The following is an 8,955-nucleotide window of genomic DNA, read 5'->3' as shown; positions in this document are numbered from 1 at the left end:
CATATACCATGAGAAAAGCAAAACCGAAGAAGCGTATCCTCCTGCCGGACCCCAAGTTCGGCGAGACGCTGGTAACCCGTTTCGTTAACTACCTGATGTACGACGGCAAGAAGAGCTTGGCGTACGGCATCTTCTACGATGCCCTGGAGCAGGTAGAATCGCGCACGAAGGAAAACGGCCTCGAGCAGTGGCGCAAAGCCCTGAATAACGTGATGCCGACCGTGGAAGTAAAGAGCCGCCGCGTAGGTGGTGCTACCTTCCAGGTGCCCACGGAAGTTCGCCCCGACCGTCGTATCGCCGTTGGCTCGAAATGGCTGATTCAGTACTCGCGCCGCCGCAGTGAGAAGACGATGAAAGACAAGCTGGCTGGCGAAATCATCGCTGCCGCCAAAGGTGAAGGTGCCGCCGTCAAGAAGAAGGACGACACCCACCGGATGGCCGAAGCCAACAAGGCCTTCTCGCACTTCCGCTTCTAACCATAGGAATTTGGGTGCTTGGGGACTTTCGGGCGAGAATTGTTGTTGAGTAGCAATTCTCATCCCTTGAGTCCCCAAGTTCCTAAGACCCCATACTGACATGGCCGTCAACGAAAACCTGAAGTACCTCCGCAACATTGGGATTATGGCGCACATCGACGCCGGTAAGACCACGACGTCGGAGCGCATTCTTTACTACACGGGTAAAACCCACAAAATCGGGGAAGTGCACGAAGGTGCGGCCACGATGGACTGGATGGAGCAGGAGCAGGAGCGTGGTATCACCATCACCTCGGCCGCTACTACCACGTTCTGGAACTACCCCACGGTGCAGGGCGAATCGACGCCTGAGACCAAGCAGTACAAAATCAACCTGATTGACACCCCCGGCCACGTTGACTTCACCGTTGAAGTTGAACGTTCGCTGCGCGTGCTCGACGGTGCCGTTGCTCTGTTCTGCGCCGTATCGGGCGTAGAGCCGCAGTCGGAAACCGTATGGCGTCAGGCTGACAAATACAAAGTGCCGCGCATCTGCTTCGTCAACAAGATGGACCGTGCCGGTGCTGACTTCTTCAAGGCTGTAACGGAAATCAAGGACAAGCTCGGTGCTAACCCCGTGCCCCTGCAGATTCCGATCGGTGCTGAAGACACCTTCAAAGGCGTAGTGGACCTGCTGACCGGCAAGGCCATCGTATGGGACGACGCTACCCAAGGCAAAACCTACAAGGAAGTACCGGTTCCCGAAGACCTCGTGGACACTGTAGCCGAGTGGCGTGAGAAGCTCGTGGAAAGCGTTGCCGAGTACGACGACACGCTGATGGAGAAGTTCTTCGATGATCCGGACAGCATCACGCGTGAGGAAATGATGACGGTAATCCGCCAAGCGGTTATCGACATGAAGTTCTCTCCGGTAATGTGCGGCTCGGCCTTCAAAAACAAGGGTGTACAGGCTATGCTGGACGCCGTTATGGCCTACTTGCCCTCGCCGCTCGACATGCCCGCTATCATCGGTACCAACCCCGACACCGGCGAGGAAGTAGAGCGTCACCCGGACAACTCGGAGCCCTTCACCGCCTTGGCGTTCAAGATTGCTACCGACCCCTTCGTGGGCCGTCTGTGCTTCTTCCGCTGCTACAGCGGTCAGCTCGACGCTGGTTCGTACGTGTTCAACAACCGTACGGGCAAGAAGGAGCGCATCTCGCGTCTGATGCAGATGCACTCCAACAAGCAGAACCCCATCGACAAAATCCAGGCTGGTGACATTGCTGCCGGCGTGGGTTTCAAAGACATCAAGACCGGTGACACGCTGACGGAAGAGAAAGACCGTCTCGTGCTCGAGTCTATGTCGTTCCCCGAGCCCGTAATCGGCTACGCCATCGAGCCCAAGACTCAGGCTGACGTCGACAAGATGGGTATGGCCATTGCCAAGCTCGTGGAAGAAGACCCCACCCTCACGGTATTTACCGACCAAGAGACTGGCCAGACGGTACTGCGCGGCATGGGTGAGCTTCACTTGGAAATCATCATCGACCGTATGCGTCGCGAGTTCAAGGTTGAAATCAACCAGGGTGCTCCGCAGGTAGCCTACAAGGAAATGATTACCAAGAAAATCGAGCACCGCGAAGTCTACAAGAAGCAGACGGGTGGTCGTGGTAAATTCGCTCACATCGAATTCGAAATCGGTCCGAAAGAAACCGAGCCGGAGAAACCCGGTCTGGAATTCGTCAACGGTATCACCGGCGGCGTTATCCCGAAAGAATTCATTGCTCCGGTTCAGAAAGGCTTCGAAGAAGCTATGAAGAACGGCGTACTGGCGGGCTTCCCGCTGGACTCGATGCGCGTGCGTATCTACCACGGTTCGTACCACGATGTGGACTCGGACGCCCTGTCGTTTGAAATGGCTGCTCGCCTCGGCTACAAGGAAGCTGCCCCGCGTTGCGCTCCGAAGCTCCTCGAGCCCATCATGGCCGTGGAAGTAGTGTCGCCAGACGAGTACACGGGCCCGGTAACGGGTGACCTGAACCGTCGTCGTGGCATCATGAAAGGCATGGACACGAAGGCTGGTGCCCAGGTTATTAAGGCTGACGTTCCGCTGTCGGAACTGTTCGGCTACGTAACCGACCTGCGCACCATCTCGTCGGGCCGCGCTTCGGCTTCGCTGACCTTCTCGCACTACGAGCAGGTACCGCAGAACCTCGCCGAGGGCATCATCGCCAAAGTAAAAGGCGGTAAATAATTCTTGCTTTCACAAGCTGACCTCATGAACCAGAAAATTCGCATCAAACTGAAGTCTTACGATCATAACCTCGTCGACAAGTCGTCGGAGAAGATCGTAAAGGCGGTGAAAGCAACGGGTGCCATCGTTAGCGGCCCGATTCCTTTGCCGACGGAAAAAGAAAAGTTCACCGTACTCCGTTCGCCCCACGTGAACAAGAAGTCGCGTGAGCAATTCCAGCTCTGCACCTACAAGCGCTTGGTGGATATCTTCTCGACCTCGTCGAAGACGGTAGACGCCCTGATGAAGCTCGAACTGCCGAGCGGCGTTGACGTAGAAATCAAGGTCTGAGCCTAACCGCTTAGCAGCAAAAAGCCCCGCTGGCCTCGGCCAGTGGGGCTTTTTGTTTGCAACCATTACTGTTGAGTCTGGCTCTTCGTAGAAGAAGGGAGAAATCGTGCTGCTGGAAAGGCTGGCACGAAATAGGTATCTTGCGTTTCTCCCAAGCGTGCAGCTGTGGGTATGCGTTCAACGTCTGTGAGTATTTCTGCCGCTTCAAGTTCTGCTTCCTGGCTAACAGTAGGCCGCATTCAAACAGCCGCAGCCATTAGCTGCGGCATGGTGATTACCGGGTTGTTTACTTTCCCGTTTTTCCGGGTGCTGTCGAGCATTGGACAGGGCTGCTTACTGCTGTGTGCGTTAGCATACCTGAAGCAGTTCCGACAAATAGCGCAGTTTCGAAAATGGCCAGTATACGCCGGGTTCGCCCTGATCTTTCTGATGCACTTGGCTGCCGGAGCAAATACAAGCGTGCCCAATACCAGTGAGTTCTGGCGCGACATTATACTGCAGCTGCCTTTTCTGCTGCTGCCATTGTGTTTCTGGATACTGCCGCCTTTACAAAGTGACGACTTAAAGCGCTTGTATAAGCTTTTGCTACTTGTCACCACGTTTTCAGCAATCGGCAGTACTATCTACTATCTATTCAATGCTGATTATATCAATGAACTGTATATCCACTCCAAGATTATGCCCACTGTACCGGATCATATCCGGTTTAGTTTACTTATAGTATTGTCCATTGCCGTGGGCGCCGTAATGCTCAACCGTGGGGCACTGCGGGGATGGCGCCGAGCTGCCGTCTTAGGTGCCACAATCTTCCTGGCTGGTTTTCTTCACTTACTGGCCGTACGCAGTGGTTTGGTAGCCTTGTACATGTTGGCTGTCGTCGCCATTGGATACTTATTGAAGAAGCGCGACTGGCGCAAAGCGGGCTTTGTGGCCTTGATGATGGTACTGCTACCCATGGTGAGCTATTTTACGCTGCCCACCTTTTATAATAAGTACCACAATACAAAGGAAGATGCCAGCAAAGTAGAGCAGACGCATTCGGCTAATAACTACTCGCTGGTGGGACGGGTGTATTCTTACCAAACGGCCATCCGCGTATGGGAAGATCATCCGCTGTTTGGAGTAGGTAAAGCTGATCTGCGAGATGAAATGTCAGCGCGGTATCGGGAGTTCTTTCCCCAAATTGATGAAGAGCATCAGATTCAACCTCACAACCAGTTTCTGTTCTACTTGGTAGCCTTCGGCGCACTAGGGTTAGCGCTTTTCATCATAGCGTTTTACTATCCCTTGTGGTGGGCACGCCGTCGGCATGCTCCTATGCTGGTGGCACAATACATAATCGTGACCTTGTCTTTTATGGTCGAGCCGACGATGGAAGGACAAACGGGGCTTACGTTTTCCCTGTTTTTCTTGCTGCTACCATTGAGTAGCGTCGCCGATTGCCGCAAAGAGCAAGTCGTGCGCAAGGGACTGAAATGGCGTCCCGCCTAATTATAGAATAAGCAGCTAAATAGGATTCCGTCGCACTTAGCAAATTGCCGACCAGTTTCGGTACGGGGGCAGGAGAGGGGGAGTGGATGGCTCTAGCGAGGAAGGCAAACTGACTGACTAATAGCGGCAAGGCATAACGCATTATCTGAAATATTTTCAGATGGGGTTATGCTTTTGTCTTAACAATTCCCTAGCTTTGCACTCCCTTTCCGAAAACGTCATTCGGGCGTTTTCACTGTGTCTTTTCTAAAACCCCATTCGAATGCCTGGCATTATCGGTAAAAAAATCGGTATGACAAGCCTCTTCACCGCCGATGGTCGGAACGTGCCCTGCACGCTCATCCAAGCCGGCCCGTGCGTAGTGACGCAGGTGAAGACGCTCGAAGTTGACGGCTACACGGCCGTTCAGCTCGGTTACGGCGACAAGAAGGCCAAGAACACCAACAAACCGTTGGCTGGCCACTTCGCTAAGGCGGGAGTTACCCCCCGCAAAAAACTCGTCGAGTTCCGCACCGACGACGTGGCATCCTACTCGCTGGGTGCTGAAATCAGCGCTGACTACTTCGCCGAAGGTGACTTCGTAGACGTGGTTGGTACCTCTAAAGGCAAAGGTTTCCAGGGCGTTGTAAAGCGTCACAACTTTGCTGGTGTAGGTGGCCAAACCCACGGTCAGCACAACCGCGGCCGTCACCCCGGCTCGATCGGTGCCTGCTCCTGGCCCTCCCGCGTGTTCAAGGGCATGCGCATGGCTGGCCGCATGGGCGGTGACCGAGTGAAGATCCAGAACCTGAAAGTGCTGCGCGTGATGAACGAGCAGAACCTCATACTGGTGAGCGGCTCGGTACCCGGTGCTAAAAACGGTTACGTGATTCTGGAGAAATAGGCGCGATGGAACTCTCTGTATTGACGATCAAAGGCGAGGACACCGGCCGCAAGGTGACGCTGTCCGACGCAATCTTCGGGCTGGAGCCGAACGAGCACGCCATGTACCTCGACGTGAAGCTGTACCTGGCCAACCAGCGCCAAGGCACGCACAAGTCGAAGGAGCGCGCTGAAATCGCCCGCACGACCAAGAAACTGAAGAAGCAGAAAGGCACCGGCGGTGCCCGCGCTGGTTCGATGAAGTCGCCGGTGTTCATCGGTGGTGGCCGCGTATTCGGTCCCAAGCCCCGTGACTACGGCTTCAAAGTGAACAAGAAGACCAAGCAGCTGGCCCGTCTGTCGGCCCTCTCGGTTCTTGCTCGCGAAAACCGTCTGGCCCTGGTAGAGAACTTCTCCCTGGAAGCTGCCAAGACGAAGGATTTCCTGAACATCCTGAGCGGCCTGAACCTGAACACCGGCAAGAAGACCCTGCTGGTAACCGGTTCGGTTGACAAGAACGTGGTACTGTCGGCCCGCAACATCCAAAAGGTGAAGGTGGCTGTCCCCACGGCTCTGAACACCCACGACCTGCTGAACACCGACACGCTGCTGCTGTCGGAAGCTGGCCTGGAGACGCTCACCCAACTTTACACGGCCGCTGAGTAATGAGCATCATCAAGAAGCCCATCGTGACCGAGAAGGCAACGTCGCTGAACGAGAAAGGCCAGTACGCCTTTGAAGTGGAGCGCACCGCCAACAAGGTTGAAATCAAAAAAGAAATTGAGAAGCTCTACGGTGTGACCGTGGTGGGCATCAGCACCATCCGCAGCCAGGGCAAACTCAAGTCGCGCTTCACCAAGACCGGTGCAGTTACCGGCCGTCGTGCTTCGAGCAAGAAGGCCATCGTAACCGTGAAGGAAGGCGAAGTAATCGACTTCTACAGCGGCATCTAAGCCGACTGAATTTCTGACCGAGGCCCCTCGCTAGAGCATTTTCGCTATAAAATGGCACTCAAAAAACTAAGACCAACATCACCGGGTCAGCGCTTCCGTATCGCCCCGGGTTTCGACGAGATTACCACGTCGACGCCGGAGAAGTCGCTGTTGGCACCCAAGAAAAAATCCGGTGGCCGGAATGATTCCGGGAAAATGACCAACCGTTACATCGGTGGTGGTCACAAGCAACAGTATCGTATCATCGACTTCAAGCGCAGCAAGCACTCGGTGCCGGCTACCGTGAAGAGCATCGAGTACGATCCGAACCGTACGGCTCGCATCGCCCTGATCAGCTACGCTGACGGTGAGAAGGCCTACATCATCGCTCCGAATGGCCTGCAGGTAGGCGCTACCGTGGTAGCAGGCCCCGGCGCCGCACCGGAACTGGGCAACGCCTTGCCGCTGCGCGAAATGCCGCTCGGTACGATTGTTCACAACATCGAGCTGATGCCGGGTGCCGGCGCAGTGCTGGCCCGCTCGGCTGGTACCTACGCCCAGCTGGTGGCCCGCGAAGAAAAATACGCGACGCTGAAACTGCCCTCTGGCGAGATGCGCATGGTCCTGGTGACCTGCATGGCTACGGTTGGCACCGTTTCGAACGGCGAGCACATGAACGTGCGTCTCGGCAAAGCCGGTCGTCACCGTTGGTTGGGCTACCGTCCGCGCGTTCGTGGTGTGGCAATGAACCCCGTTGACCACCCGATGGGTGGTGGTGAAGGCCGCTCGAGCGGTGGTCACCCGCGCAGCCGCAAAGGCCTGCTCGCGAAGGGTTACAAGACCCGCAACAAGAACAAGTACTCTGAGCAACTCATCGTTTCGCGTAAAGGCAAGAAGTAATGGCACGTTCGCTTAAAAAAGGCCCGTACATCGACTTCCGCCTGGAGCGGAAGGTGCAGGTGATGGAGGAGTCCAACAAGAAATCGGTGGTGAAGACCTGGTCGCGCCGCTCGATGATTTCGCCGGACTTCGTAGGGCACACCTTCGCCGTGCACAACGGCAATAAGTTCATCCCGGTGTACGTGACCGAAAACATGGTTGGTCACAAGCTTGGGGAATTTGCGCCCACGCGCAACTTCCGCGGCCACGTAGCCAAGAAAGATAAAGGCAAGCGCTAAGACATGGAAGCAGTAGCCAAACTCCGTAACGTACCGACCTCGCCGCGCAAGATGCGCCTCGTGGCCGGCCTAGTACGCGGCAAAAGCGTTACCCGTGCCTTGGGCTTGTTGAAGTTCGAGGCTAACTCGGGCGCCGAGAAAATCGAGAAACTGCTCCTGTCGGCCCTGGCCAACTGGCAGCAGAAGAACGAGGACGAGCGTATCGAAGACGCCAACCTGTACATCAAAGAAATCTTCGTTGACGAAGGCCGCCAGCTGAAGCGCCTGCGCCCCGCCCCCCAGGGCCGTGGTCACCGCATCCGCAAGCGCAGCAACCACGTCACGATTATTATCGACTCGAAGGTGGAAGCCATCGGCAGCCGCCAGGGTCTGAAAGACGCCGCCGCTAAACTGGAAACCGCTCCCGCCGCCACTCCGGCTGCTGAAGAGGCTCCCACCAAGAAGCCGGCCCGTCGTTCGACCAAGAAAGCTGACACCCAAACCGCGGCTGACGCCACCGAATAAGCACCATGGGACAGAAAGTTAATCCGGTTGGCCTCCGTCTGGGTATCGTTAAAGGCTGGGACTCTAACTGGTACGGCGGCAAAGACTTCGCCGACAAGCTGGTAGAGGACGAGAAAATCCGCAAATACATCCTGGCGCGCATCCCGAAGGGTGGTATCTCGAAAATCATCATCGAGCGTACCCTCAAGCGCATCACCATCACCATCAACACCGCTCGTCCGGGCGTGGTTATCGGTAAGGGTGGTCAGGAAGTTGATAAGATCAAGGACGAACTGAAAAAGCTCACGAGCAAAGACGTCCAGATCAACATCTTCGAAATCAAGCGTCCGGAACTCGACGCCAAGCTGGTAGGTGAGAGCATTGCTCAGCAGCTGCAGGCTCGTATCTCGTTCCGCCGCGCGATGAAGCAAGCCATTCAGGGCGCACTCCGCGTGGGCGCTGAAGGCATCAAGGTGCAGTGCGGCGGCCGCCTCGGCGGTGCTGAAATTGCCCGTTCGGAACAATATAAGGAAGGCCGCACCCCGCTGCACACCCTCCGCGCTGATATCGACTACGCCCTCTCGGAAGCCCAGACGGTGTATGGCAAAATCGGCATTAAGGTGTGGATCATGCGCGGTGAAGTATTCGGCAAGCCAGACCTGTCGCCCAACCAGCTGCTGAGCCAGCAGCAAGGCCAAGGTGGCAACGACCGCAACGACCGTGGTCCCCGCGGTGAGCGTGGCGAGCGTGGTGACCGTGGGGGCCGTGGCGGCGACCGTGGTGGCCGTGGTGGCAACGACCGTGGCCCGCGTGGCGGCGGTGACAACCGTGGCGGCTTTGGCGGTGGCCAAGGCGGCGGCGGTAATCGTGGCGGCCAAGGCGGCGGCGGTAATCGTGGCGGTCAAGGCGGCGGCGCAGGCCGTGGCCCCCGTCGCTAGTCCTTCTTCCTTCCATTCTTTTTCGAGAAC

Annotated in this window: 11 protein-coding genes; all 11 read left to right on the top strand. The window is 56.4% G+C overall.

Features of this window, described 5'->3' with window-relative positions; translation table 11 throughout:
• Positions 1–8 precede the first annotated feature (8 nt).
• The gene (gene rpsG / locus B0919_RS15550) at positions 9–476 is read left to right on the top strand and encodes a 30S ribosomal protein S7 (RefSeq protein WP_078013201.1); all 468 of its coding nucleotides are present in this window, start codon (positions 9–11) and stop codon (positions 474–476) included.
• Between the two features lie 100 nt (positions 477–576).
• Positions 577–2,712 carry an elongation factor G gene (gene fusA / locus B0919_RS15545; RefSeq protein ID WP_078013200.1) on the top strand — a complete coding sequence of 712 codons (2,136 nt, stop codon included), beginning with the start codon at positions 577–579 and terminating at the stop codon, positions 2,710–2,712.
• A gap of 24 nt (positions 2,713–2,736) precedes the next feature.
• Positions 2,737–3,042 (top strand): 30S ribosomal protein S10, encoded by a 306-nt coding sequence (gene rpsJ, locus B0919_RS15540; RefSeq protein ID WP_078013199.1) that lies wholly within the window; start codon positions 2,737–2,739, stop codon positions 3,040–3,042.
• A 186-nt stretch (positions 3,043–3,228) separates the two neighbouring features.
• Positions 3,229–4,533 carry an O-antigen ligase family protein gene (locus B0919_RS15535; RefSeq protein WP_176133069.1) on the top strand — a complete coding sequence of 435 codons (1,305 nt, stop codon included), beginning with the start codon at positions 3,229–3,231 and terminating at the stop codon, positions 4,531–4,533.
• A gap of 262 nt (positions 4,534–4,795) precedes the next feature.
• Complete coding sequence (gene rplC / locus B0919_RS15530) at positions 4,796–5,416, top strand: 50S ribosomal protein L3 (protein WP_078013197.1); 621 nt, start codon at positions 4,796–4,798, stop codon at positions 5,414–5,416.
• A gap of 5 nt (positions 5,417–5,421) precedes the next feature.
• Positions 5,422–6,060, top strand: coding sequence for a 50S ribosomal protein L4 (gene rplD / locus B0919_RS15525; RefSeq protein WP_078013196.1), 639 nt, complete (start codon positions 5,422–5,424; stop codon positions 6,058–6,060).
• A complete protein-coding gene (gene rplW / locus B0919_RS15520; protein WP_078013195.1) occupies positions 6,060–6,347 on the top strand; it encodes a 50S ribosomal protein L23 in 288 nt (95 codons plus the stop codon). Before rplD ends, rplW begins: the two co-directional genes overlap by 1 nt.
• Positions 6,348–6,398: 51 nt before the next feature.
• Complete coding sequence (rplB, locus tag B0919_RS15515) at positions 6,399–7,226, top strand: 50S ribosomal protein L2 (RefSeq protein ID WP_078013194.1); 828 nt, start codon at positions 6,399–6,401, stop codon at positions 7,224–7,226.
• On the top strand, positions 7,226–7,504 hold the full coding sequence (rpsS, locus tag B0919_RS15510; RefSeq protein ID WP_078013193.1) for a 30S ribosomal protein S19: 279 nt from the start codon (positions 7,226–7,228) through the stop codon (positions 7,502–7,504). The genes rplB and rpsS overlap by 1 nt, the downstream gene beginning before the upstream one ends.
• 3 nt (positions 7,505–7,507) lie before the next feature.
• Positions 7,508–8,008, top strand: a complete 501-nt coding sequence (rplV, locus tag B0919_RS25950; RefSeq protein ID WP_078013192.1) for a 50S ribosomal protein L22 — start codon at positions 7,508–7,510, stop codon at positions 8,006–8,008.
• 5 nt (positions 8,009–8,013) lie between these two features.
• The gene (rpsC, locus tag B0919_RS15500) at positions 8,014–8,925 is read left to right on the top strand and encodes a 30S ribosomal protein S3 (protein WP_078013191.1); all 912 of its coding nucleotides are present in this window, start codon (positions 8,014–8,016) and stop codon (positions 8,923–8,925) included.
• The last annotated feature ends 30 nt before the right edge of the window (positions 8,926–8,955 follow it).

The sequence above is a fragment of the Hymenobacter sp. CRA2 genome, from assembly GCF_002007105.1.
Classification (GTDB): Bacteria; Bacteroidota; Bacteroidia; order Cytophagales; family Hymenobacteraceae; genus Solirubrum.
This window is presented reverse-complemented; position numbering and strand designations above follow the sequence as displayed.

Bases quoted from the DNA above. Each gene is read 5' to 3' on its own strand.
- rpsG (WP_078013201.1), top strand. From the start codon at position 9: ATGAGAAAAGCAAAACCGAAGAAGCGTATCCTCCTGCCGGACCCCAAG.
- fusA (WP_078013200.1), top strand. From the start codon at position 577: ATGGCCGTCAACGAAAACCTGAAGTACCTCCGCAACATTGGGATTATG.
- rpsJ (WP_078013199.1), top strand. From the start codon at position 2,737: ATGAACCAGAAAATTCGCATCAAACTGAAGTCTTACGATCATAACCTC.
- rplC (WP_078013197.1), top strand. From the start codon at position 4,796: ATGCCTGGCATTATCGGTAAAAAAATCGGTATGACAAGCCTCTTCACC.
- rplD (WP_078013196.1), top strand. From the start codon at position 5,422: ATGGAACTCTCTGTATTGACGATCAAAGGCGAGGACACCGGCCGCAAG.
- rplW (WP_078013195.1), top strand. From the start codon at position 6,060: ATGAGCATCATCAAGAAGCCCATCGTGACCGAGAAGGCAACGTCGCTG.
- rplB (WP_078013194.1), top strand. From the start codon at position 6,399: ATGGCACTCAAAAAACTAAGACCAACATCACCGGGTCAGCGCTTCCGT.
- rpsS (WP_078013193.1), top strand. From the start codon at position 7,226: ATGGCACGTTCGCTTAAAAAAGGCCCGTACATCGACTTCCGCCTGGAG.
- rplV (WP_078013192.1), top strand. From the start codon at position 7,508: ATGGAAGCAGTAGCCAAACTCCGTAACGTACCGACCTCGCCGCGCAAG.
- rpsC (WP_078013191.1), top strand. From the start codon at position 8,014: ATGGGACAGAAAGTTAATCCGGTTGGCCTCCGTCTGGGTATCGTTAAA.